Consider the following 21,962-nt stretch of genomic DNA (forward strand, 5'->3'; position numbering starts at 1 on the left):
GTGATCAGCCCGGCGCGCTGTCGCCGGGCCGGACGGTGCTGCCCGCAGACGCAGTCCCCGCGCCCCCGGTCGTTCCGGGGCCGCTCAGAACTCCCGCGCCCTGTGCGCGTCTGCGGAGAGAACTCGTGTCGAATGCCGTTACCGGCCTGCCCGTCGGGCGTGGCCTCCTCTACCTGATCGTCGCCGGTGTCGCCTGGGGCACCGCCGGTGCCGCCGCCTCGCTGGTCTACCGGGCCAGCGACATGGGGCCCGTCGCCCTGTCGTTCTGGCGCTGCGCCATCGGGCTCGTGCTGCTGCTCGCCGTCCGCCTGCCGAGCGCCCGCCGCGCACGCACCGCCGTGCGCGAGCCGTTCGCCCGCAAGGGGCTGCGGGCCCTGGTCACCGGGCTCGGCCTGGCGGTGTTCCAGACCGCCTACTTCGCCGCGGTGCAGTCCACCGGCCTCGCCGTGGCCACCGTCGTCACGCTCGGCGCCGGCCCGGTGCTGATCGCGCTCGGCGCGCGCCTCGCCCTCGGGGAGCGACTGGGACGGGGCGGAGCGGCGGCCGTGGCTGGGGCCCTCGCCGGGCTGACGGTGCTCGTCCTCGGCGGGGGAAGCACCACCGTGCGCCTGTCCGGGGTGCTCCTCGCGCTGCTGTCCGCGGCCGGGTACTCGGTGATGACCCTGCTCACCCGCTGGTGGGGGCGCGACGGCGGGGCGGACGCGGCCAGTACGTCCGTCGGGGCGTTCGCCGTGACGAGCCTGTGCCTGCTGCCGCTCGCCCTGGCGGAGGGGCTGGTGCCGCACACCGCGGACCCGGTCCGGCTCCTGTGGCTCCTGGCGTACGTCGCGGCCGTGCCGACCGCCCTCGCCTACGGGCTCTACTTCGCCGGCGCGGCCGTCGTCCGGTCCGCCACCGTCTCGGTGATCATGCTCCTCGAGCCGGTCAGCGCGGCGGTGCTCGCAGTCCTGCTGCTCGGAGAGCACCTCACCGCGGCGACTCTGGCCGGCACGCTGCTGATGCTCGGCTCGGTGGCGGGGCTCGCGGTGGGGGAGACCCGGGAGGCGAGGGCGCGGCCGGCCGCGGCGTGACGTCGGAGGCCTCCCGTCCGGGAGGCCTCCCCCTTATCCGGCCGTTGCCGTCAGATAGCCGGGCAGCTCGGTGCCGGCGTCCAGGCCGGGGTCGGCGACCGGGGCGTCGTAGCCCTTGCGCAGCGGCAGGAGGCCGGCCCAGTGCGGGAGGGCGAGGTCCTCGGGTTCGTCGTTGACACCGCCGGTGCGGAGCTTGGCGGAGACCTCGTTCAGATCGAGGCGGATCACGGCGGTGGCGGCCAGCTCCTTCTTGTCGGCCGGCCGGGAGTCCCGGGAACGGCCGGGCACGACGTGGTCGACCAGGGCGTCCAGGGCCGTGCGCTTCTCCTGAGGGTCCGTCACGTCGTACGCGGTGCCGTGCACCACCACCGACCGGTAGTTGATCGAGTGGTGGAAGGCCGAGCGGGCCAGCACCAGCGCGTCCACATGCGTCACCGTCAGGCAGACCGGCAGCCCCGGGTCGGCGGCCGTCATGCGCAGCGGGCGCGATCCCGTCGAACCGTGCACGTAGAGCCGCTCGCCGACCCGGCCGTACAGCGTCGGCAGCACCACCGGCGCGCCGTCGCGGACGAAGCCGAGATGGCAGACGTAGCCCTCGTCGAGTATCGAGTGCACCAGCTCCTTGTCGTACGAGGCCCGCTCGGCGGAGCGGGTGGGGACGGTGCGGTCGGTGGGCCGGTAGGTGGTGCCGGGCTGCGTCGGCGGGTGCGTCTCCGTGGTCCCCTGCATGGCGCTCTCCATTGCACTAGTGCATAATTGGCTTTGTGCTAGGAGAGTATCGGATCACAGGGCGGGGCGCAGCGGAGATTTCCGCGAGCGTCGAGCGTGCGGTGGGCTCCGGGGAGCTGGAGCCGGGGCATCCACTGCCGCCGATGCGGGAGTTGGCCGAGCGGCTGGGCGTGAACCCGAACACCGTCGCCGCCGCCTACCGCACCCTGCGCGAGCGCGGGGTCATCGAGACGGCCGGCCGCCGGGGCAGCAGGGTGCGCGCGAAGCCGGCCACCACCGGACGCGAGTTCATCCGGGTCGACGTGCCGGAGGGCGTGCGGGACGTCTCCGACGGCAACCCGGACCCGGCACTGCTGCCCGCGCTGGGCCCGGCGTTCGTCGCGGCGGCCGAGCAGGGCGACCGGGAGCCGGTGCTGTACGGGGGCGCGCCCGTGGAGGCGGACCTGGTGCGCCTCGCGCGCGCGGAACTCGACGCCGACGGGGTGCCGGACGGGCCCGTGGCCGTCACGTCCGGGTCGCTGGACGCCATGGAGCGGGTCCTGGCGGCCCACCTGAGGCCGGGCGACGCCGTCGCCGTCGAGGACCCGGGCTGGGGCAGCCTCCTCGACCTCGTCCCCGCGCTCGGCCTGCGCACGGTCGCCGTCGGCGTCGACGACGAGGGGCCGCTGACCGACGACGTGCACCGGGCCCTGACGGCCGGCGCCCGCGCCCTGGTCGTCACGGACCGCGCGCAGAACCCGACCGGCGCCGCGGTGAGCGCCACCCGCGCCCGCGCCCTGCGTGCCGTGCTGCGCGAGCACCCGCGGACCCTGCTGATCGAGGACGACCACGGCCACCGCATCGTCGACCTGCCCCTGCACCCCCTCGCCGGTGCGACGCACCACTGGGCCCTCGTCCGCTCCGCCGCCAAGGCCTACGGACCCGACCTGCGCCTCGCCGTGCTCACCGGGGACGCCGTCACGCTCGACCGGGTGCGCGGGCGGCAGCGCCTTGGCCCCGGCTGGGTCAGCCGTATCACCCAGCGAGCCGTGGCCCGGCTGTGGGCCGACGGCTCGGTTGACACGCCCGCCGTGGCGGCGGCGTACGGACGACGGCGGGACGCGCTGCTCGGCGCGCTCGCCGACCGGGACATCGCCGCGTACGGGCGCAGCGGCATGAACGTGTGGATCCCGGTGCCGGACGAGACCGGCACCGTCGCCCGGCTGTTGCAGGCCGGCTGGGCCGTCGCCCCCGGCGCGCGCTTCCGCGTGAGCGCGCCGCCCGCTGTCCGGATCACCGTATCGACGCTCGGGGAGGCGGACGTCGAGCCGCTGGCGGACGCGGTCGCGTCGGCGGTGGGACCGGGCGCGGGGTGGCTGCACAGCCGGGCCTGACGCTTGGGCCGCTTGTTCCGTCCCGGGCCGGTCGCCGTGCCCGACCCGCCTACGTCAGCGCCTTCCGGCGCTCTCGCGTCCGCCCGGCCCGCTCCCCGGTGTCCGTCGCCCGCCTCGGCCGTGCCTGGGTCAGCGCGGCGCCCGCCAGGACGATCACCGCGCCGACAGGCGTCGACCAGGAAAGGGACTCACCGAGGAGCACGACGCCCGCGGCCGTGGCGATGACGGGCGTGAAGTACGTGACCATTTGGGCCGTCGTCGGGCCGATCTCGGCGACCAACTCGTACTGGATCAGGAAGGCGAGCCCGGTGCCCAGGGTGCCCAGCGCCGCGACCGCCAGCAGGGGCATGACCGGGAAGCGGGCCGGCATCGAGGTGAACAGCGGCGTCACGACCGCCAGTTGAAGCGTGGCGAGCCCCAGTTGGGCGCCGGTCAGGGAGAGGTGGGAGTGGCTGGAGTCAGCCAGCGTGCGGCGCACGTAGATCCAGCCGACCGGATAGCTGAGCGAGGCCAGCAGCGCCAGCGCCGTGCCCGTGACGTCCAGGCCGTGGAAGCCCTGCCAGACACCCAGCACCGTGAGGACGCCGAGGAAGCCGATGCCCAGGCCCGCCACCCGCCGCCGGGTCGGCCGGTCCTCCGACAGGGCGACCAGCGAGAGGGCCATGCCCCACAGCGGCGACGTCGCGTTGCAGATGCCCGCGAGGGACGACGGAATGGTCAGCTCGGAGAAGGCGAACAGGGAGAACGGCAGTGCGTTCAACAGGAACCCGGCGACCGCCAGATGCACCCAGGTCCACACCCCGCGCGGCAGTCGCTCCCGCCTCACCGCCATCGCCACGGCCACCACCGCCGTACCGGACACCAGTCGCCCCAGCGTGACCTGGAACGGGGCGAACGCCTCGGTCCCCACCTTCATGAGGAGGAAGCTGAAGCCCCAGACGAGGGAGAGGAGCCCGAAACGCAGCCGCCAGTCGACGGCGCGCCGGACCGCGGGGGAGGAGGTGACACCGCTGCTCATGCGGCCAACGATGGTGCAGCCGTCCTCGTAGCACAATCGAGATTTCGCTCCGGATATCTCGTAGCATCGCTTACATGTTCAACCTGGAGCGCCTGCGCACCCTCGATGCCCTGGCCCGGCACGGATCGGTCAGCGGCGCCGCCGCGGGACTGCACGTCACCACCTCCGCCGTCTCCCAGCAGATGGCCAAACTGGAGCGCGAGGCCGGGCAGCGGCTGCTCGCCAAGAACGGGCGCGGCGTACGGCTCACGGACGCGGGCCGGCTGCTCGCCGAGCACGCGGCCCGCATCCTCTCCCAGGTCGAACTGGCCCAGGCCGACCTGGAGGCGCAGCGGGGCCAGGTGGCGGGCGAGCTGAGGCTGTCGGCGTTCCCCACGGCCGCCCGCGGACTGTTCCCGACGGCGCTGGCCGCCCTGCGGGCCGAGCACGCCGCGCTGCGCATCCGCTCGTGCGAGCTGGAACCGGAACGAGGGGTCAACGGCGTGGTGCGCGGCGACCTCGACCTGGCCGTCGTGCTCGACTGGTACAACAAGCCGATGCCGCTGCCCGAAGGCCTGGTCAAGGCACCGCTTCTGGACGACCCCGCCGACGTGGCCATGCCCGTCGGCCACCCGCTCGCGGGCCGGGACGAGGTGGACCTCGCCGAGTTCGCCGAGGACGAGTGGATCACGTGGGGAGAGGGCGAGTTCTGCCACGAGTGGCTCATGTTCACCCTGCGCTCGAAGGGCATCGAGCCGATCATCGGCCACCGGGCCGCCGAGACCCACACGCAGCTCGGCCTGGTCGCCGCGGGGCTAGGCGTGTGCATCGCCCCGCTGCTCGGCCGCCACCCGATGCCCGAGGGAGTACTGACCGTGCCGCTCAGGCAGCGGGTGCGCCGGCACGTGTACGTCGTCTGGCGCGCGGACGCCGACCGCCGCCCGTCGATCCGGGCGGCGGTTCAGGCGCTGCGGACGGTGGCGGAAGGGCTCGGCTGAGGGACGCCGCGCAGGGCCTGACGGGTCCTACCGCGCCGCCAGTTCGCGCAAGTCCCAGGAGACGACCTGCTCCGGCGTCAGCCGCAGCAGGCGTGACGGCCGTCGTGCGACACCTCCTCCAGACGGAAGTTCTTGCGGGCGAACAGCGTCTTCGGGAAGTCGAGTTCGGTGCACAGCTCGCCCCTGCCCGGTGCCCCGCCCACGAACTGCACCCGGCCGGACAGCTCCGCGCCCCGCAGCTCGTCGTACTCCTCGCCGGGGTCGACCACGATCGCCACCCGGGGTCGCGGCGCAGGTCCGCCCAGCGCCCGGCTGCGCACGACCGAGTACAGCCACATGGAGGAGCCGTCCCGGGCGAACCAGAGCGTGCTCACGAGCGGGGTGCCGTCGGCCGAGGCCGTGGCGACGCGGCAGGTGCGCTGGGTGGTGAGGAAGGCGTCCAGCTCACCGGGCGTCATCATGATCTTCCGGCCCCGGCGCTGGGAGTCGGTCATCCGGTCAGCCGGATCGAGTCCCCGCTGACCGTGATCCGCACGGCGGCCAGCGGCTCGGTCGCCGGACCGCCCTGCACGCTGCCGTCGGTGATAGAGAAGTTGCTGTTGTGACAAGGGCAGTTGATGACGCCGTCGGCCACGCTCTTCACGGCGCACCCCTGGTGCGTGCAGGTGGCGGAGAACGCCTTGAACTCGCCCGCCGTCGGCTGGGTGACCACCACCTTCCGGTCGGCGAAAACCTTCCCGCCGCCCTCGGGGATGTCGGCGGTCGCCGCGAGCGCGGCCCCGGCCTCCTCGCCGCCGCCCGACTCTCCACCGCCCGCGTCCTGGGAGGCGGGCGGCGAGCCGGCGGCGCCGGTGTCGTCCGACGCGTCGTCCGCCGAGCCCGAGCACGCGGTCAGCGCGACGGCGAGCCCTGCCGCTCCGGCCGCCGCCACGACGGTACGACGGGCCGGTCCCACGGGGTGAAACGGTGCGCTGGTCATGCTGGGGTTCCTTCCGGGGGTGGATGCGTGACGATCTGCCGAGAGGTACGGCCCAGGGACGCATGCTGTTCAGGCCGTGCCGAGATGCTGCCGCGCCGGCGGTCGGACGGGCGTGAATCACGGCTGTCGTTTTGCTGTCGGTCCTTTCCCGGCCGTGGTCGGGTCATGCCCGCCAGGCGCCGGCGACGCTCGTGATCACTGCGATGCGCCGTCGCGCGACGGACGGGTGTCCGTCCCGCCGGCGCGGGCCCACGCGCGCCTCCAACTGCTCGATGCCGTGGTTGAAGTCGATCATCAGGGTGAGGAACTGCTGGGTCCGTTCGGCAGCCCACCCCACTTTGGCGCCCGGGCCGTCGTCGACCTTAGGAGGGGGCCGGGCAGGCGATCGCCGAGGAGCTGGGCGACGCCGTCGTCTTCCTGCGCGGCGACGTGGCCGACCGGACGGTCGCCGACACCGCCGTGGCCACCGCCGTCGAGCGGTTCGGCTCCCTGGACGTGGTGAACAACGCGAGCGTGTCGCGGCAGAAGCCGCTCGAGGAGCGGACGGACGACGACTGGGCCCTCGCGATGGACACCGGCCCGTACGCGACCCGCAACTTCATGCTGACCGCACTGCCGGAGCTGAAGAAGACCGGCAACGCCTCCGTCATCAGCCTCGGTTCCGGCGCGGGTCTGAACGGGTCTCCTGCCGGACGTCAGGCGGGGACGGCGCGTCCGTCCCGCATCTCGACCACCCGGTCCGCGAAGTGCCGTACCACCGCCCGGTCGTGACAGATGAACAGGTAGCCGAGGCCCAGGTCGTCCTGGAGGTCGGAGAGCAGGTTCAGCACGCCGGCCCGCACGGACGCGTCGAGCGCCGACACCGGCTCGTCGAGGACGAGCAGTTGCGGCCGGGAGGCCAGGGCGCGGGCGATTCCGGCCCGTTGGCACTGGCCTCCGGAGAGTTCGTGCGGGCGCCGGTCCCCGTACGACGGGTCGAGGCCGACCCGGTCGAGCAGTTCGGCCACGCGGGCGGGGCCGTCGGTGCGGTTCCAGGTGCCCTGGACCTTGAGCGGCTCGGCCACCGCGTCGCGGATGCGATGGCGGGGACTCAGGGAGCCGTAGGGGTCCTGGAAGACCGGCTGCATGCGCGGGCGCAGCGGGCGCAGTTCACGTTCCGTCAGGTTCGTCAGCTCCCGGCCCTCGAAACGGACCTTCCCGCCATCGGGCCGGCGCAGTCGGAGCACCGCGAGGGCCGTGGAGGACTTGCCGCAGCCCGAGGGGCCGTTGAGGGCGAGGGTCTCACCGGCGTCCAGCGTGAACGAGAGACGGTCCACGGCGGTCACCGGGCCGTAGCGGACGACGAGGTCGCGGACGTCCAGCAGGGGGCTGTTCACACGAACTCCCGGAGAGGGTCGGACAGGTCATCGGCGTGATGGCAGGCGACCAGGCGTCCGTCCACGGTCCGCGCCTCGGGTTCGTGGTCGCGGCACGGGGCCGTCGCCAGGGGGCAGCGCGGTGCGAAGGCGCAGCCCGGCCCGAGGGCGTCCGGCGCGGGCGGGGTACCGGGGAGCGCCGGCAGCCGGTGCCGGCGGGGGCCGTCCTGCGGGAGCGAGGCCAGCAGGCCCGCCGTGTAGGGGGCACGCGGGCGACCGAGGACATGTCCGGACGGGCCGACTTCGGCCGCCCGGCCCGCGTACATCACCAGGACGCGGTCCGCGTGTTCCCGTACGACCTCCAGGTCATGGGTGACCAGCACCAGCGCGGCGCCGACCGCCTCCCGCTGCTCCGCGAGCACCCGAAGCACCTGCTCGCGGCGCTCCTCGTCCAGCGCGGTGGTCGGTTCGTCGGCGACGACGACGTCGGGCTCGTTGACCGTCGCCATGGCGATCACCGCGCGCTGCCGCATGCCGCCCGAGTACTCGTGCGGGTAGGCCCGCGCCCGGCGAGCGGCGTCCGGGATGCCGACCCGGTCCAGCGCCGCCACGGCTCGGGCGCGCGCCTGACCGCGGGACAGGCGCCGCACCGACCGTACGGCGGCGGCGAGCTGGTCGCCCACCGGGTGGACGGGGGAGAGGGCGGACAGGGCGTCCTGCGGAACGAGGGTGATCCTGCGCCCGCGTTCGGCCGCGAGATCGGCGGAACCCCGCAGCCGTACGCGGCCACCGGTCGTCGCGCCTCGCGGCACCATGCCGAGCAGCGCCCGTGCGGTGAGGGACTTGCCCGCGCCCGACTCCCCGACGAGGGCGAACACTTCGCGTGCCCGGACGTCGAAGGACAGTCCGCGGACCGCCTCGACGGGGCCGAACGCGACCCGCAGGTCACGCACCGACAGCAGCGCCTCGGACGACATGGGCGGTCTCCTTCCGTACAGTGCGGCCGGTCGCGCGCCGGGCTCCCCGGCCCCGCGCGTACGCCGCCCCCGACACGGCAAGACCTGCCAGCAGGGCCAGTGCCACGGCCGGGGCGAGGGCGGCCCAGGGGGCGCGTTCGATGTAGGCGCGGGATTCGTCGAGGAGCAGCCCCCACTCGGGGGTGGGCGGCTGGGCGCCCAGGCCCAGGAAGCCCAGGGAGGCGAGGGCGAGGGCGATGCCGGGCAGGCGCAGCAGGGCATGGCGTGCGACCGGGGCCGCGACGGACGGCAGGACGTGCCGGGTGAGAATCCACGACGGCGGTGCCCCGATGGCGCGTTGGGCGGTCAGGAACGCCGACGCCCGCACCTCCTGCACCAGCGCCGCCGCGTGCGCCGCAAGGGGCGGCCAGGAGATCAGCGCGACGGCGAGGGCGGCGCCGCCGGTTCCGGGGCCGGCCGCCGCCGCGACCAGGATGCCGACGATCACGGGCGGCAGCGCGTTGGCGATGTCCGCCGCGCCCGCCGCGACGCCGGGCAGGAAGCCGAGCGCCAGCCCGACCAGCAGGCTCAGCAGGCAGACGCCCGCCGCCGTGCCGACCGTGGAGGCGGCCCCGTGCCCGAGCCGGGCCAGTACGTCACGGCCGAGCCCGTCGGTGCCCAGCGGATACGCCCACGAGGGCGACGCCAGCCGGGCCGTGGTGTCCACCGCGTACGGGTCGCGCAGCAGGCCCCAGCCGATCGCCGTCAGCAGTACGGCGGCCAGGAGGGCCGGGATCACCGGGTGCGCCCGCACCGGACGGGCCGGGGGCAGCGCGAGCCCGGCGTCGCGCAGGGCGGGGCCCAGGAGCCGGCGCCGTACGAGGGCGGCCAGCGCGCCGGTGACCAGGCCCAGGGCGAGGAGGGCGAGGACCGAACCCTGGAGCAGCGGCAGGTCCTGCGACTTGGCCGCGCCCAGGGCGGTACGCCCGATGCCGGGCACCGCGAACACCGCCTCCACCGCGACCGCTCCGCCCGTCAGGCCGACGGCGACCATCCCGAACTGCGGGACCAGCGGCGGCAGCACGCGGCGCAGCGCGGCAGCCGAGATCCGGGCACGGCTCACTCCCGCGCCACACCACAGTTCCACCCACCGTTCGTCCAGCACGGCGGGCAGCGCGTCCGCGACGAGCCGGCCGAGCAGGCCGCCCGCCGGGACGCCGAGCGCGAGGGCCGGCAGGACCATGTACTCGGGCCCCTGCCAGCCGGACGTCGGCAGCCACCCCAGCCACACTCCGCACACCAGCAGCGCCACGGTGGCCAGGAGGAACTCGGGCACGGCGGCGGCCATGGCGGCGAAAGCCCCGGCCGACTCCCGCCCCCGCACCAGTACGGGTGTCACCAGCGCCACGGCGAGCAGCACCGCCACGGTCAGCGCGGCGGCCATCAGGCCCAGCGACACCTGGAGACCGGAGACGACCGACGGCAGGATGTCCGTCCCCGACACCCACGAGGTGCCGAGGTCGCCACGGACCAGCCCGGCCGCCCAGTCGCCGAGCAGGGAGAGCGGACCGGCGTCCAGTCCCAGGTCCCGGCGGATCGCGGACAGCGCCTCCTCCGTCGGCTCCTGCTCGGCGGACCGGGCGCGCAGCACGGTCAGGGCCGGGTCCCGGCCGGAGAGCCAGGGCAGCAGGCCGACGGCGGCCAGCACGGCGAGCAGGGAGACGGCACGGGTCGACCCCGCTGAGAACCGCCTCACTTGACGTGCGTGTCGAGCGTGACCAGCTCCCGCTCGCGCGGGTCGTGGGCCGCGCCGACGACGTCGGCGGCGTCGCCCTGGATCACGCGCTCGTGGAGCATCGGCACGGCCGCGTCGGTGGCGAGCACGGCGGCCTCGGCCTCGACGACCGCCCGTCGGCGGGCGTCACCCGTCGGCGTGGCGCCCGCCTTGTGCAGGGCCTTGTCCACAGCCGGGTCGGCGAGCCGGGAGATGTTGAAGGAGCCGTCGGAGGCGAAGTCGCTGTAGAGGTACGCGGCCGGGTCGCCGGAGTCCAGGACGGTGGCCCGGGAGAGGATGAACGCGTCGAACGCGCCCGCCAGGGCGTCGGACTCGATGTTGGCGTATTCGCGGACCTCCAGCTTCACCTGGAATCCGGCCTTCCTCAGCTGCTGTTGCAGCGCGGCGGCAACCTCGGGCAGCTCGGCCCGGTCGGTGAACGTGCCGATGGTGATGGCCCGGCCCGCCGGATCGCCCGCCTCCGCGCGCCGCACCGGCTCGCGCAGGCCGGCCGCCCACGGCAGCGCGGGCCCGAGCAGCCCCTCGGCCACGTCCGCTCTGCCCTCGTACACGCCCTTCACGATCGACTCGGCGTCGATCGCCTCCCGGGCCGCGGCCCGCAGCGCCGGGTCCTTGAAGGCGCCCTTCTCCGTGTTGAGGTACAGGGTGTTGGTGCGCGGCATCGGGACTTCGGTGATCAGTTCCTCGTCCAGCAGCGCGGCCTGCGAGACGGGCACCGCCTCCACTATGTCGGCCTCGCCGCTGCGCAGGGCGGCGGCGCGGGCGGTGCCGTCCGGCACGAACGTCACGTCGATGCCGGGCGCCTTGGCCGTGCCGCCCCAGTAGTCGTCGTAGCGGTCGAGGGCGGCGGAGGACGTGCCGTTGACCTCGGTCAGCTCGAAGGGGCCGGTGCCGGCGCCGACCGGGTTCACCGTCTTCCCCCGGTACGCCTTCGCCGCGAGGATCGACAGCTGCGGGGAGCTGAGCCGCTGCGGTACCAGGGGGTCCTCCTCGGCGGTGGTGACGACCACGGTGCCGGTCTGGCCCGCCTTCACGGTCAGCTCGACGCCGTCGAGGATGCGGGGCTTGGGGGAGGCGCCCGCTGCCCGGGTGAGGGAACGGACCACGGCCTCGGCGGTCAGCTCGGTGCCGTCGTGGAAGGTGACACCTTCGCGGAGGGTGAAGGTCCAGCTCCGGCCGGACTGCTTCCACCCGGTGGCGAGCGCGGGCTCGGCGTCGCCGTCCGCGTCCAGCTTCACGAGCGTCTCCGCCGTCGACCAACGCGACAGCTTGAAGGCGTCGTCGGAGAGCGGGGACAGACCCGAACGCGGCGGCTGCATCATCGCCACACGGATGCGCTCGCCCGCGTCGGCGCCGGTGGCCTCTGTGGTCGCGAAGCAGCCGCTGAGCAGGGCGGAGGCGGCGAGTGCCGCGGGGAGATGCAGGAGACGGGCAGGGACGCGCACGGGTCACTCCGGGTAAAGGGCCGGTCAATGGTTGAGCGTGGGACGACCGTAGCACGATGACAATCATTTTCACCGCTCTGCCCTGGTCGTCGCGCAGGCCGTGCGACCGGGGGCGCTCAGGTGGTGACGCGGCAGTGGTGGCAGACGCCGGTCAGCTCCACGGTGTGCTCGACCTCGGCGAATCCCGTGCTGCGGGCCACGTCTTCCGCCCAGCGTTCCATCGCGTCCGCCTCGACGGCGGCGCTGAGGCCGCAGTCGCGGCAGACCAGGTAGTGGCGGTGTCCGTCCCTGGGGCGGGGTCGGTCAGCCGTTCCCCGGTCCTCTCCCGTACGACGTCGACCTGTCCCAGGCGGTCCAGTGTGTGCAGGGTCCGGTACACCGTGGTCAGGCCGATGGTGACGTCGTCGGCCTCGAGCGCCTCGTGCAGTTCCTGGGCCGAGGTGAAGCCGGCGCGGTCGTGCAGGGCGCTCAGCACCGCCTTCCGTTGTCGCGTCGGACGCCATGGCGCTGGTGACTGTGTTGTCGGTGCGTCGCGCAGGACGCCCACCTCCCGTGGAGTGGGGGCCGGTTGGCTGCGTGTCGGGCGCCGGCCGAAGGTCTCCGTCACCGGCCGGCGGACCGTCATCTCGTGGGCCGGTTGCCTCACTTGGCGAGATGACGCACATGGTAATCATTTCCATGCAACCTTCAAGGAGGGCTCACCGCGGGTGTCTGCGACTGCCGCATTGTCGACCGCGTGTGCGGCTGCAGGGGGAGGGGCCCTCATGACCTCGGCAGACAGAGCTTTCGCAGCGCTGGGGAGTCGGCGCCGATCGGGACCGGTGCGTCGGGGCGGGCCAGTGTCTCGCCGTGCCGGCCGTGTTCGACCAGGACGCGGTCTGTGGGACCCGGCCTGCTGGCGGCGTGCTCCACCGCGACGAGTCGGCTCCGACAGGAAAACGGGATCCGTGTTTCGCCCCGCTCGGGCGGCACGCCGCGGGCCGCCTTCGTCGGCGGCGGTGGCTGCGAAACCCTCGACTTCTTCAACGGCCCTTCCGCACCGGACCTCGTGCGTGCCCGGGCGTGGCACGGGACCCTGGGCGACCTCGACCCCAGCGGTCCCGACGGGGTGCGCTGAGGCGTGCTCAAGGGGATCGGCATCTCCGACGACCTGTCGGCCTGCACGCTGCACGTGCGTCCCGGCGTCCGCTTCACCGACGGCTCCCAGCTGACCTCCGCCGACGTCCTGCACTCGCTCAGCGCTCTCGGGACCTGAAGGAGATCGGCGTGCGGGCGTCGGTCCGGGAGCTGCCCGCGGGCCGGCTCTACGCCGACTTCCCCGCGTGCACGGCGTTGCCCTTGGTCGGTTCGTCTCCAGGGTGACCGGCAGTTCTGCGGCCGGGTGCCGGACCCCGTGGGACGCCTTTGCCGCACTCTTCCCCCCGATCACCGCCGCCGATCTCGACCACGGTCCCGTCGGGATGTGCGGTCAGGAAGCCCGCCACCCACCGGTCGAAGAGCACGGTGCGCAGCATCGCGCCGGTGAGGCTCGCAAGACCGTCGAAGCGTGCGAAGTCGTAGTCGATCGCGGTGACGGTCTCGCCGGGCCGGACGGTGCCGTGGCTGCGACCACCACCCGGCCCGGAGTCTCGGTTGAGGGTCAGCCCTCGGGCCGGAGCAGGCCGCGCTCGTACGCCTTGGCCAGCCGCTGGGGGACGCGGTGCGGGGCCCCGTCCACCGTGACGGTCACCAATTGCGGTGTCTCCGCTTTCCATTGGGCACGGCGGTGCCGGGTGTTGCTGCGCGACATCTTGCGTTTGGGTACGGCCATGGGGACCTCCGGTGCGAACGGTGAGCGAGGCAGACAGTACATGAAAATGGATGTCATTACGATGCAGTCGGCCGAGTGTGGAGTCCGTGGTCACCGGGCCCGGTGGGTCGGGGCGTTCCTCGTAGACGATCACCCTCGGTTACTATGCACGCGGCTCATCCGTGCGATTCCGTCCGGCGGACACCCCAGGAGGCGGCCATGGAAAGCAAGGCCACTAAGACAGGTTGGCTTCGGGAATGCTGAGAAACGTCACCGCCACCCGCTACATCACCCCCCTGCGTGAAGGCGGCTCGCTGCCCGGGCTGATCGAGGCCGACGACCTCGGCACCTACGTCCTGAAGTTCACCGGCGCCGGGCAGGGGCGCAAGACGCTCGTCGCCGAGGTGGTCTGCGGGGAACTCGCCCGCAGGCTGGGCTTCCGGGTGCCGCGGCTGGTGACGGTCGACCTCGATCCGGTGCTCGGGCTCGGCGAACCCGAGCAGCAGGTGCAGGAACTGCTCAAGTCGAGCGGCGGCACCAATCTCGGCATGGACTTCCTCTCCGGCGCCCTCGGCTTCGACCCGCTCGCCTTCGACGTGAGCTCCGAGGAGGCCGGGCGGATCGTGTGGTTCGACGCGCTGGTCAACAACGTCGACCGGTCCTGGCGCAACCCCAATCTGCTGCGGTGGCAGGGCGAGGTGTGGCTAGTCGACCACGGGGCGACCATGATCTGGCACCACAACTGGCCCGGCGCCGCGACCTCCGCGGCACGGCCCTACGACGCCTCGGGCCACGCCCTCGCGCGCTTCGCCCCGGACATCCGCTCGGCCGCCGCCGCGCTCGCCCCCCTGGTCACCGAGGAACTCCTCGCCGAGGTCACCGCTCGGATCCCGGACGTCTGGCTGCTGGACGAACCCGGCTTCGCGACCCCCGACGACCTGCGCCGCGCCTATGCGCGGCCCCTGCGCGAGCGGGCCGCCACCATCCACGAACGCATCACGACCCAGGGGGACCGGTGAGCGACCGCCACGTCTACGAGTACGCCCTGCTGCGCGTCGTGCCCCGCGTCGAGCGCGGGGAGTGCGTCAACGCCGGAGTGCTCGTGTACTGCCGGGCCAAGTCCTTCGTCGGGGTCCGTACCCACCTCGACGAGAACCGGCTGCTCGCCCTCGACCCGCACGCGGACCTGCCCGGCGTCCGCGCCGCACTGCGTGCCGTCGAGGGCGTGTGTGCCGGCGGGGACGCGGCGGGACAGGCGGCCGGCGACGACCCGGGCCGCCGCTTCCGCTGGCTGATCGCGCCCCGCTCCACGATCGTCCAGCCGGGCCCCGTCCACACCGGCCTCACGGCCGACCCGGCGGGGGAGACGGAACGGCTCCTCGACCTGCTGGTGCGGTAGGTGGCCCCGCCTGCCCGGGTCAGGCGCGCCGGCGGCGCCGGAATACGTAGGCGGCGGCGATCGCGGCGCTCGCCACGCAGGTCAGGCCGATGCCGACGTCCCGGCCGCTCGGCCCGATCCCCGAGGCCCCGCCCAGTCCGCCCTGGGTACCGAGCGTCGGCGTGACGGTCGGAGAGGTGGTGGGACCCGGCACGGCCGTGGTCGGTGTAGGGCGTGGCTTGGAGGTCGCGGAGATCGTCGGAGACGAGTCCCGCCGCGGCGGTGCGCCGTCGGCCGCGCCACCGACCGCCTCCCGGGCGGCGTCGAACCCGACCTGATCGATCCGGCCGCCCTGGTCGAGCCGGCCCTGGTCGAGCCGGCCCTCCTCGGGCCGGAGCTGGGCGGGCCCTCCGTCGGCGGGTCGGCCCTCGTCGAGTCCGCCCTGGCCGAATCCGTTCTGGCCGTTTCCGCCCTGGCCGTTTCCGTCTTGGCCGTCCCCGGCTTGGCCGTTTCCGCCCTGGTCCGGGCGGTGCTCGTCGAGTCCGTTCTCGTCGGGGTCGTACTCCTCGAGTCCGCCCTCGTCCTGCCGGCCCGTGCCGGCTCCGGCTCCGTCGGCCGGTCCCTCGCCGGACCAGCCGTCGCCGAGTGCGTCCGGCGAGAGCGCGTCGGGCGCGTACGGGTCAGGAGCGAACGCGGCCGCGTCGCCCGGGTCGTCGTCGGAGACGGACGGGGCCGCCTTCCGGTGGATGTGGGTCCAGGAATCCGGCTCCTGGGCGTGTGCGGGGTCGGCCAGCGGCACGATCGCGGCGATCGCGACGGCTATGCCTGCGGCACCGGTACGACGGCGCATGGACGCCTCCTTTCCGGCCACGAGGGGCTCGGCCTCCGACGCTAGGGCCACGGCGGTGCGGGGGCCCGCGGCGCTGGTCCGATCGGGTTGGGCCGACGTGGTGCCGGGGTGGCGGGCCAGGTAATGGATCACACCGGAGCGGTGTCCCGTTGACACCGGGTGCCAGGGCTTCTAGCGTCACGTCTGCGGAAGGTACTAAGCGGTCGCTCACCCAAGGTGGCAGGCCGTGGATCCCGCACGGGCCGCATTCCCAGGACGAGGAGAAGCAGCAATGTCCACCAATGAGCAGCGGGTCGCCGTCGTCACCGGAGCCGCGCGCGGTATCGGCGCCGCCACGGCCGTACGACTGGCCGCCGAAGGCCGCGCCGTCGCAGTCATCGACCTCGACGAGGCCGCCTGCAAGGGCACCGTGGAGAAGATCACCGCGGCCGGCGGCAAGGCCATCGCGGTCGGCTGCGACGTCTCCGACGAGGCGCAGGTGGAGTCGGCCGTCGCGCGGATCGCCGAGGAACTGGGCGCGCCGACCATCCTCGTCAACAACGCGGGCGTGCTGCGCGACAACCTCCTGTTCAAGATGAGCGTCTCCGACTGGGACACCGTCATGAACGTGCACCTGCGCGGTGCCTTCCTCATGTCGAAGGCGTGCCAGAAACACATGGTGGACGCCGGCTTCGGCCGCATCGTCAACCTGTCCTCCTCCTCCGCGCTCGGCAACCGCGGCCAGGTCAACTACTCCGCCGCCAAGGCCGGTCTGCAGGGCTTCACCAAGACCCTCGCCAAGGAGCTCGGCAAGTTCGGCGTCACCGCCAACGCCGTCGCCCCCGGCTTCATCGCCACCGAGATGACCAAGGCCACCGCCGACCGCGTCGGCATGGGCTTCGACGACTTCAAGGCCGCGGCCGCCACCCAGATCCCGGTGGCGCGCGTCGGCGAACCCGACGACATCGCCAACGCCATCGCCTTCTTCACCGGCGAGGCGGCCGGATTCGTCTCCGGCCAGGTGCTGTACGTCGCCGGTGGACCGCTCGACTAGGGCGCACGGAGACCAGGGACACGGAGACTAGGTAACCAACTGACATGACTGAACTCCCCGCACTCTCCGGCAAGGTCGCCCTCGTCACGGGCGCCAGCCGCGGCATCGGCTACGGCGTCGCCGAGGCGCTGGTCGCGCGCGGTGACCGCGTCTGCATCACCGGCCGCACCGAGGACACCCTCAAGGAGGCCGTCGACAAGCTGGGTGCCGACCGAGTCATCGGCGTCGCCGGGAAGGCGCACGACGAGGCCCACCAGGCCGTCGCCGTCGAGCGCACGATGGAGGCCTTCGGCCGCGTCGACTTCCTGGTCAACAACGCCGGAACGAACCCGGTGTTCGGGCCGATCGCCGACCTCGACCTGAACGTCGCGCGCAAGGTCTTCGAGACCAACGTGATCTCGGCACTCGGCTTCGCCCAGCGCACCTGGCACGCCTGGCAGAAGGACAACGGCGGCGCGATCGTCAACATCGCCTCCGTCGCGGGCCTGTCGCCCTCGCCCTTCATCGCCGCCTACGGCGTCAGCAAGGCCGCGCTGATCAACCTCACCGCCCAGCTCGCGCACGAGTTCGCGCCCGGGGTGCGGGTCAACGCGATCGCCCCGGCCGTGGTGAAGACGAAGTTCGCCGCCGCCCTCTACGAGGGCCGCGAGGAGGAGGCCGCCGCGGGCTACCCGCTCGGCCGGCTCGGCGTGCCCTCCGACATCGGCGGCGCCGCCGCGTTCCTCACCTCGGAGCAGTCCGCCTGGGTCACCGGTCAGACGCTCGTGGTCGACGGCGGGATCTTCCTCAACGCCGGCGTGGCCTGATCTCGCCCACCACCTGCCCACGGGCACGCGTACCGGACACGGGCGCCGTCGACGACGACGGCGCCCGTGTCCGCGTTTCGAGACCACTGGGGTCATGACAACGTAGTCATCGCCGAATGATCAAAACCCCTGTTCAGAAGGGGGCTCAGGTGGCGTGGGGCTGCGGTATGGTCTGCCGACCCTTGGTACGGCAGATCGAGGAGCGTGCGCGTGTTCAACCGGAACCGAGGCTTGCGGCGGATCGCGGCCATCGTGTCCATATCGACGCTGGTCACCGGATGCGGCTTCCTGTCGTCCGACAGCTCGGACGACGAGGGGCCGATCGTGGTGGGCACGACCAGCGCGCCCAGCACCCTCGACCCGGCGGCCTCCTGGGACGGCTCCTGGGAGTTGTTCCGCAATGTCTACCAGACGCTCCTCAGCTACCCCAACGGTGCGACCGCGCCCGAGCCGGACGCCGCCGAAAACTGCGCGTTCACCGACTCCACGAACCAGGTGTACCGCTGTGAGCTGCGCAAGGGGCTCACCTTCTCCAACGGCAAACCGCTGGACGCCCAGGCGGTCAAGCACTCGATCGACCGGATCAAGAAGATCGACGTCAACGGCGGTCCCGCCGGCCTGCTGGGCACCCTCGAACGGGTTCAGGCACCGAGCGAGCGGGAGGTGGTCTTCCACCTCGACAAGCCCGACGCCACCTTCCCGTTCGTGCTCGCCACGCCCGCCATGTCGATCGTCGAACCGGACAGCTACCCGGCCGACGCCCTGCGCGAGGACGGCGAGATCGTCGGCTCCGGCCCGTACACGCTCCAGTCGTACGAGGACGGGGAACGGGCCGAACTCGTCCGCAACGGCCGCTACAAGGGCTTCGCCGACCGCCACAACGAGGCGGTGACCATCAGGTACTTCAAGGACTCCGCCGGCGTGGTGAAGGCGCTGCGGGGCGGGGAGATCCAGGTCACCTACCGCGGTCTCGCGGCCGACGACATCATCGCGTTGCAGGGCGCGACCAGCAAGGACGAGGACCTGCAGCTGGTCGAGGGCAGCGGCACGGAGATCCGCTACCTCGTCTTCAACCCCGAGGACCCGTGGGCGGGCCGCAAGGAAGTGCGCCAGGCCGTCGCCCAGGTGATCGACCGGAACGCGATCGCCCACAAGATCTACCAGGACACCGTCGACCCGCTGTACTCGATGGTCCCCAAGGGCCTGACCGGTCACACCACGGGCTTCTTCGACGACTACGGCGACCCCGATGTCGGCAAGGCCCGCGAGATCCTCACCGACGCCGGCATCACCGAGCCCGTCCCACTCACCCTCTGGTACACGAGCGACCGCTACGGCTCCGAGACCGCGCAGGAGTTCAAGGAGATCAAGCGCCAGCTCGACGCCTCGGGCCTGTTCGCGGTCACACTCGAGAGCCGTCCCTGGAAGACGTACGTCACCGGCTACCAGAAGGGCGAGTACCCGGTGTTCGGGCGTGGCTGGTCCCCCGACTTCCCGGACGCGGAGAACTTCATCGCGCCCTTCGTCGGCGAGCAGAACGCGCTCGGCACGCCCTACCCGGCACCCGAGATCACCGGCGAGCTGCTGCCGCGCTCACGCCGGGAGAGCGACCGCGCCAACGTGGAGAAGGACTTCGAGAGGGCGCAGCAGATCCTCGTGAACGACGCACGGCTGCTGCCGCTGTGGCAGGGCAAGCAGTACGTGGCGACCAGCACGGACATCTCGGGCGCGGAGCGGGCCATGGACCCTTCGACGATCATGATGCTGTGGCAGCTGTACCGCAAGACCAGCTGGTAGGCACGGGTGGCGGGGGCGATTGTCAGTGGTCGCCGGTAGGTTTTGCGTACCGGAAGCGACCGCACAGCGTAAGGAAGTTGACGTGACCGACATCGCCATCCTGCCCGAGTCCTGGCGCGACGTGCTGGGGGGCGAGCTGCAGCAGCCCTACTTCAAGGAGCTGGTGGAGTTCGTGGAGGAGGAGCGGGCGAACGGCCCCGTCTATCCCCCGCGCGAGGAGGTCTTCGCCGCGCTGGAGGCCACGCCGTACGACCGGGTGAAGGTGCTGGTCCTCGGGCAGGACCCGTACCACGGCGAGGGCCAGGGCCACGGGCTGTGCTTCTCGGTCCGGCCGGGAGTGAAGGTCCCGCCGTCCCTGCGGAACATCTACAAGGAGATGCACGCGGAGCTGGGCACCCCGATCCCGGACAACGGCTTTCTGATGCCGTGGGCGGAGCAGGGCGTCCTGCTCCTCAACGCGGTGCTCACGGTGCGGGCCGGCGAGGCGAACTCGCACAAGGGCCGCGGCTGGGAGCTGTTCACCGACGCGGTGATCCGCGCGGTGGCGAACCGGCCCGATCCGGCGGTGTTCGTCCTGTGGGGCAACTACGCGCAGAAGAAGCTGCCACTGATCGACGAGGCGCGGCACGTCGTGGTGAAGGGCGCGCACCCTTCGCCGCTGTCGGCGAAGAAGTTCTTCGGTTCCCGCCCGTTCACGCAGATCAACGAGGCGGTCGCGAAGCAGGGCCACGAGGCGATCGACTGGACCCTGCCGAACCTCGGCTGACCCGACGCGCGGGCCGGTCGGCCACCGACCGGCCCGCGCGCGTCACGGGCCGCCTGACCGGGATTACCGGTATGTGCCGTTAGCGTCGTCGGGGACAGCCGTACGACGGGCACGGAGGACGCGGTGGCCAAGGGACAGGAGCAGGCGGTGCCGGACGCCGTCCTGACGCGGATCGGGCAGGTCGCCATGTTGCATCACGCGGGCGACCGTGAGGAGGCCAGGCACCGGTTCCTGAGCCTGTGGGCGGAGGTCGGGGAGCACGGCGACCCGTTGCACCGCTGCACCCTGGCCCACTACCTGGCCGACACCCAGGACGACCCGGGGGACGAACTGGCGTGGGACCTGCGGGCCTTGTCGGCCGCCGAGGAGCTGGCTCAGGGTGGATCCGCAGGCCCGGACGGGGGCGACGGCGAACTCGCCGCGCGGGCCCTCTACCCCTCGCTGCACCTGAACCTGGCCGCCGACTACGACCGGCTCGGGCACCGGGAGGCGGCCCGCCTGCACCTGCGGCGAGCCCGCGGCGCGGCCGGGTCACTGGCCCGCGACCGATACGGCCAGGGGGTGCGCGCGGCGATCGACCGGCTGGCCCGGCGCCTGGCGGACGCCGGGCCGACCGGCGACGCCGATCCCCCCACGGACGGTCCCGACCGCCCCGACGGGTGGTGGGGGCGACCACGGCAGCGGCCGTAGCCCGGCCGCGGTCGCGGGGCTCGCCCCGGGCTAACGTCCGTACGCCTGGTCGCAGATGACCACCTCGGGGCTGCCCGGACGCCAGCCGCCGTACTTCGTGCCGAGGGAGCAGACGTCCGCTCTCCCGCCGCCGCCCGCGCCGGGTGACCGCGTAAGGCCGGGAACCTCGGCACGAGGCCGCTCGGGCGCGTGGGTTCGCTTCGGCGCCTCGGGGCGGGCCGGCGGCTGTTGTCCGGGGCGGGCCGGGGCCGACGGCTGGTGCGCCGGCGGGGCCGCCGGGGACGTCGTGCGCCGCGGCTCGTCGGTCGCGTGGTCGGGGGCCCGGGAGGGGCCGATCATCTCCAGTGCCTCACGGGCCGGCGCCTGCACGACCCGTGGGTCGGTCGGACCGTCCGGACGCGGCGCGGACGAGCGGGCTCCGGCCGTCGGCGGGTCGGCCGTGGGCGGGCCCTGAACCGTCGTACAGCCGGTCAGGGCCGCGGCCACGGACACCAGGAGAGCTGCGGTGGTCGTCGTTCGATGCACCGCGCCACTGTGGCGGTTCGGGCCGCCCCCGCGATGCCGGACAGCCACAGGTTGCCCCGCACGGGTGATCTCCCGCCCCGTACGGAGGCCCGTGGCCCGCCCGGGGGTGACGTCAGTCGCCGGTGACGCCGTCGAGGCGTTCGCGGAGCAGGTCCGCGTGCCCGTTGTGGCGCGCGTACTCCTCGATCATGTGGGTGTGGATCCAGCGCAGGGTGTAGCGCGCACCGGTGTGCCGGTGCCTGCCCCGGGTCGGTTCGTCGAGAGGGGCGCCGGCCGCGTTGCGCCGGGCCGCCTCGATCTCGGCCTGCCAGGTGGCGTGGACCTCCGCGAAAGTGTCCGACTCGGTCACCCGGAAGTCGCCGTCCGGGTCCTCGTCCGTGTAGAAGAGCGGGTCGGCCTCCTCGTCCGCCAGTACCCTGCGGTACCAGCTGCGCTCCACCTCTGCCATGTGCCGCACCAGCCCCATCAGGGACAACGTGGAGGGTGCGACGGCGGCGGTCCTGAGCTGGGCGTCGGTGAGGCCCTCGCACTTCCACGCGAGGGTCTGCCGGTGGTACTCAAGCCAACCCTCCAGCATGGTGCGTTCGTCGGATTCGGGGGCGGGTTCGCGGCGATCGGTCGTCATGGCGGC

The 21,962-nt window shown here is 73.1% G+C and carries 24 protein-coding genes and 2 pseudogenes; 12 read left to right on the forward strand and 14 right to left on the reverse strand.

Going from position 1 to position 21,962, the window contains the following annotated elements; all coding sequences use genetic code 11:
• Positions 1-125 precede the first annotated feature (125 nt).
• Entirely contained in the window at positions 126-1,070 is a 945-nt protein-coding gene (locus IE142_RS14940; protein WP_191886222.1) for a DMT family transporter, read from the forward strand.
• Between the two features lie 33 nt (positions 1,071-1,103).
• Here the strand turns inward: IE142_RS14940 and IE142_RS14945 are convergent, their stop codons facing one another.
• Entirely contained in the window at positions 1,104-1,799 is a 696-nt protein-coding gene (locus tag IE142_RS14945) for a pyridoxamine 5'-phosphate oxidase family protein (RefSeq protein WP_191886223.1), read from the reverse strand.
• Between the two features lie 35 nt (positions 1,800-1,834).
• On the opposite strand from IE142_RS14945, the gene IE142_RS14950 reads away from it, so the two are divergent.
• Positions 1,835-3,172, forward strand: coding sequence for an aminotransferase class I/II-fold pyridoxal phosphate-dependent enzyme (locus tag IE142_RS14950; RefSeq protein ID WP_191886224.1), 1,338 nt, complete (start codon positions 1,835-1,837; stop codon positions 3,170-3,172).
• Positions 3,173-3,221: 49 nt separating this feature from the next.
• Here IE142_RS14950 and IE142_RS14955 read toward each other — a convergent pair whose 3' ends face one another.
• Positions 3,222-4,190 (reverse strand): DMT family transporter, encoded by a 969-nt coding sequence (locus IE142_RS14955; RefSeq protein ID WP_191886225.1) that lies wholly within the window; start codon positions 4,188-4,190, stop codon positions 3,222-3,224.
• A gap of 74 nt (positions 4,191-4,264) precedes the next feature.
• Between IE142_RS14955 and IE142_RS14960 the strand changes: the two genes are divergently transcribed.
• Positions 4,265-5,167, forward strand: a complete 903-nt coding sequence (locus IE142_RS14960; RefSeq protein WP_191886226.1) for a LysR family transcriptional regulator — start codon at positions 4,265-4,267, stop codon at positions 5,165-5,167.
• 77 nt (positions 5,168-5,244) lie between these two features.
• On the opposite strand, the gene IE142_RS14965 is transcribed toward IE142_RS14960, so the two are convergent.
• The 3 genes from IE142_RS14965 to IE142_RS14975 form a co-directional block, all read right to left on the reverse strand.
• Complete coding sequence (locus IE142_RS14965; RefSeq protein ID WP_370466353.1) at positions 5,245-5,661, reverse strand: pyridoxamine 5'-phosphate oxidase family protein; 417 nt, start codon at positions 5,659-5,661, stop codon at positions 5,245-5,247.
• Positions 5,658-6,146, reverse strand: a complete 489-nt coding sequence (locus IE142_RS14970; RefSeq protein WP_191886227.1) for a Rieske (2Fe-2S) protein — start codon at positions 6,144-6,146, stop codon at positions 5,658-5,660. The genes IE142_RS14965 and IE142_RS14970 overlap by 4 nt, the downstream gene beginning before the upstream one ends.
• Before the next feature lie 163 nt (positions 6,147-6,309).
• Positions 6,310-6,483, reverse strand: coding sequence for a hypothetical protein (locus tag IE142_RS14975; protein ID WP_191886228.1), 174 nt, complete (start codon positions 6,481-6,483; stop codon positions 6,310-6,312).
• Positions 6,484-6,530: 47 nt separating this feature from the next.
• On the opposite strand from IE142_RS14975, the gene IE142_RS14980 reads away from it, so the two are divergent.
• Positions 6,531-6,917, forward strand: a complete 387-nt coding sequence (locus IE142_RS14980) for an SDR family NAD(P)-dependent oxidoreductase (protein ID WP_268252963.1) — start codon at positions 6,531-6,533, stop codon at positions 6,915-6,917.
• Here IE142_RS14980 and IE142_RS14985 read toward each other — a convergent pair.
• From IE142_RS14985 to IE142_RS38745, 5 genes and pseudogenes are all read right to left on the reverse strand, one after another.
• A complete protein-coding gene (locus tag IE142_RS14985; RefSeq protein WP_191886229.1) occupies positions 6,842-7,522 on the reverse strand; it encodes an ATP-binding cassette domain-containing protein in 681 nt (226 codons plus the stop codon). The two genes, IE142_RS14980 and IE142_RS14985, sit on opposite strands and share 76 nt — an antisense overlap.
• Complete coding sequence (locus tag IE142_RS14990; protein WP_191886230.1) at positions 7,519-8,478, reverse strand: ABC transporter ATP-binding protein; 960 nt, start codon at positions 8,476-8,478, stop codon at positions 7,519-7,521. Before IE142_RS14990 ends, IE142_RS14985 begins: the two co-directional genes overlap by 4 nt.
• Positions 8,447-10,213: an ABC transporter permease subunit gene (locus IE142_RS14995; protein WP_191886231.1), complete on the reverse strand. Its 1,767-nt coding sequence runs from the start codon at positions 10,211-10,213 to the stop codon at positions 8,447-8,449. Before IE142_RS14995 ends, IE142_RS14990 begins: the two co-directional genes overlap by 32 nt.
• Entirely contained in the window at positions 10,210-11,697 is a 1,488-nt protein-coding gene (locus tag IE142_RS15000) for an ABC transporter substrate-binding protein (protein WP_191886232.1), read from the reverse strand. Before IE142_RS15000 ends, IE142_RS14995 begins: the two co-directional genes overlap by 4 nt.
• Before the next feature lie 370 nt (positions 11,698-12,067).
• A pseudogene (locus tag IE142_RS38745) lies at positions 12,068-12,322 on the reverse strand (transcriptional repressor); the annotation flags it as partial.
• Positions 12,323-12,577: 255 nt separating this feature from the next.
• On the opposite strand from IE142_RS38745, the pseudogene IE142_RS37515 reads away from it, so the two are divergent.
• A pseudogene (locus tag IE142_RS37515) lies at positions 12,578-12,943 on the forward strand (ABC transporter substrate-binding protein); the annotation flags it as partial.
• Between the two features lie 393 nt (positions 12,944-13,336).
• Here the strand turns inward: IE142_RS37515 and rpmF are convergent.
• Positions 13,337-13,507 carry a 50S ribosomal protein L32 gene (gene rpmF / locus IE142_RS15015; RefSeq protein WP_191886233.1) on the reverse strand — a complete coding sequence of 57 codons (171 nt, stop codon included), beginning with the start codon at positions 13,505-13,507 and terminating at the stop codon, positions 13,337-13,339.
• 236 nt (positions 13,508-13,743) lie between these two features.
• Here rpmF and IE142_RS15020 point away from each other — a divergent pair, with 236 nt between their 5' ends.
• Positions 13,744-14,505, forward strand: coding sequence for a HipA family kinase (locus IE142_RS15020; RefSeq protein ID WP_191886234.1), 762 nt, complete (start codon positions 13,744-13,746; stop codon positions 14,503-14,505).
• Positions 14,502-14,885 (forward strand): DUF3037 domain-containing protein, encoded by a 384-nt coding sequence (locus tag IE142_RS15025; RefSeq protein ID WP_043375395.1) that lies wholly within the window; start codon positions 14,502-14,504, stop codon positions 14,883-14,885. The genes IE142_RS15020 and IE142_RS15025 overlap by 4 nt, the downstream gene beginning before the upstream one ends.
• A gap of 19 nt (positions 14,886-14,904) precedes the next feature.
• Here IE142_RS15025 and IE142_RS15030 read toward each other — a convergent pair whose 3' ends face one another.
• A complete protein-coding gene (locus IE142_RS15030) occupies positions 14,905-15,714 on the reverse strand; it encodes a hypothetical protein (protein ID WP_191886235.1) in 810 nt (269 codons plus the stop codon).
• Between the two features lie 271 nt (positions 15,715-15,985).
• On the opposite strand from IE142_RS15030, the gene fabG reads away from it, so the two are divergent.
• The 5 genes from fabG to IE142_RS15055 all read left to right on the forward strand — a co-directional run bounded on the left by fabG (position 15,986) and on the right by IE142_RS15055 (position 20,806).
• A complete protein-coding gene (gene fabG / locus IE142_RS15035; protein ID WP_191886236.1) occupies positions 15,986-16,747 on the forward strand; it encodes a 3-oxoacyl-ACP reductase FabG in 762 nt (253 codons plus the stop codon).
• 44 nt (positions 16,748-16,791) lie between these two features.
• Positions 16,792-17,553, forward strand: a complete 762-nt coding sequence (locus tag IE142_RS15040) for an SDR family oxidoreductase (protein WP_043375403.1) — start codon at positions 16,792-16,794, stop codon at positions 17,551-17,553.
• Between the two features lie 210 nt (positions 17,554-17,763).
• Entirely contained in the window at positions 17,764-19,350 is a 1,587-nt protein-coding gene (locus IE142_RS15045) for an ABC transporter substrate-binding protein (RefSeq protein WP_191886237.1), read from the forward strand.
• A gap of 82 nt (positions 19,351-19,432) precedes the next feature.
• Entirely contained in the window at positions 19,433-20,116 is a 684-nt protein-coding gene (gene ung, locus IE142_RS15050; RefSeq protein WP_191886238.1) for a uracil-DNA glycosylase, read from the forward strand.
• Positions 20,117-20,239: 123 nt separating this feature from the next.
• Positions 20,240-20,806 (forward strand): hypothetical protein, encoded by a 567-nt coding sequence (locus tag IE142_RS15055; RefSeq protein ID WP_191886239.1) that lies wholly within the window; start codon positions 20,240-20,242, stop codon positions 20,804-20,806.
• A 30-nt stretch (positions 20,807-20,836) separates the two neighbouring features.
• Here IE142_RS15055 and IE142_RS15060 read toward each other — a convergent pair whose 3' ends face one another.
• Positions 20,837-21,331 carry a hypothetical protein gene (locus tag IE142_RS15060; protein WP_191886240.1) on the reverse strand — a complete coding sequence of 165 codons (495 nt, stop codon included), beginning with the start codon at positions 21,329-21,331 and terminating at the stop codon, positions 20,837-20,839.
• Between the two features lie 112 nt (positions 21,332-21,443).
• Complete coding sequence (locus tag IE142_RS15065; RefSeq protein ID WP_191886241.1) at positions 21,444-21,956, reverse strand: DinB family protein; 513 nt, start codon at positions 21,954-21,956, stop codon at positions 21,444-21,446.
• Positions 21,957-21,962: the final 6 nt, after the last annotated feature.

Source organism: Streptomyces mutabilis, assembly GCF_014649815.1.
Classification (GTDB): domain Bacteria; phylum Actinomycetota; class Actinomycetes; order Streptomycetales; family Streptomycetaceae; genus Streptomyces; species Streptomyces mutabilis.

Excerpts from the sequence above, each read along its gene's own strand:
- IE142_RS14945 (WP_191886223.1), bottom strand. The coding sequence starts at position 1,799 with ATGCAGGGGACCACGGAGACGCACCCGCCGACGCAGCCCGGCACCACC.
- IE142_RS14955 (WP_191886225.1), bottom strand. The coding sequence starts at position 4,190 with ATGAGCAGCGGTGTCACCTCCTCCCCCGCGGTCCGGCGCGCCGTCGAC.
- IE142_RS14960 (WP_191886226.1), top strand. The coding sequence starts at position 4,265 with ATGTTCAACCTGGAGCGCCTGCGCACCCTCGATGCCCTGGCCCGGCAC.
- IE142_RS14965 (WP_370466353.1), bottom strand. The coding sequence starts at position 5,661 with ATGACCGACTCCCAGCGCCGGGGCCGGAAGATCATGATGACGCCCGGT.
- IE142_RS14970 (WP_191886227.1), bottom strand. The coding sequence starts at position 6,146 with ATGACCAGCGCACCGTTTCACCCCGTGGGACCGGCCCGTCGTACCGTC.
- IE142_RS14990 (WP_191886230.1), bottom strand. The coding sequence starts at position 8,478 with ATGTCGTCCGAGGCGCTGCTGTCGGTGCGTGACCTGCGGGTCGCGTTC.
- rpmF (WP_191886233.1), bottom strand. The coding sequence starts at position 13,507 with ATGGCCGTACCCAAACGCAAGATGTCGCGCAGCAACACCCGGCACCGC.
- IE142_RS15020 (WP_191886234.1), top strand. The coding sequence starts at position 13,744 with ATGCTGAGAAACGTCACCGCCACCCGCTACATCACCCCCCTGCGTGAA.
- IE142_RS15030 (WP_191886235.1), bottom strand. The coding sequence starts at position 15,714 with ATGCGCCGTCGTACCGGTGCCGCAGGCATAGCCGTCGCGATCGCCGCG.
- fabG (WP_191886236.1), top strand. The coding sequence starts at position 15,986 with ATGTCCACCAATGAGCAGCGGGTCGCCGTCGTCACCGGAGCCGCGCGC.
- IE142_RS15040 (WP_043375403.1), top strand. The coding sequence starts at position 16,792 with ATGACTGAACTCCCCGCACTCTCCGGCAAGGTCGCCCTCGTCACGGGC.
- IE142_RS15065 (WP_191886241.1), bottom strand. The coding sequence starts at position 21,956 with ATGACGACCGATCGCCGCGAACCCGCCCCCGAATCCGACGAACGCACC.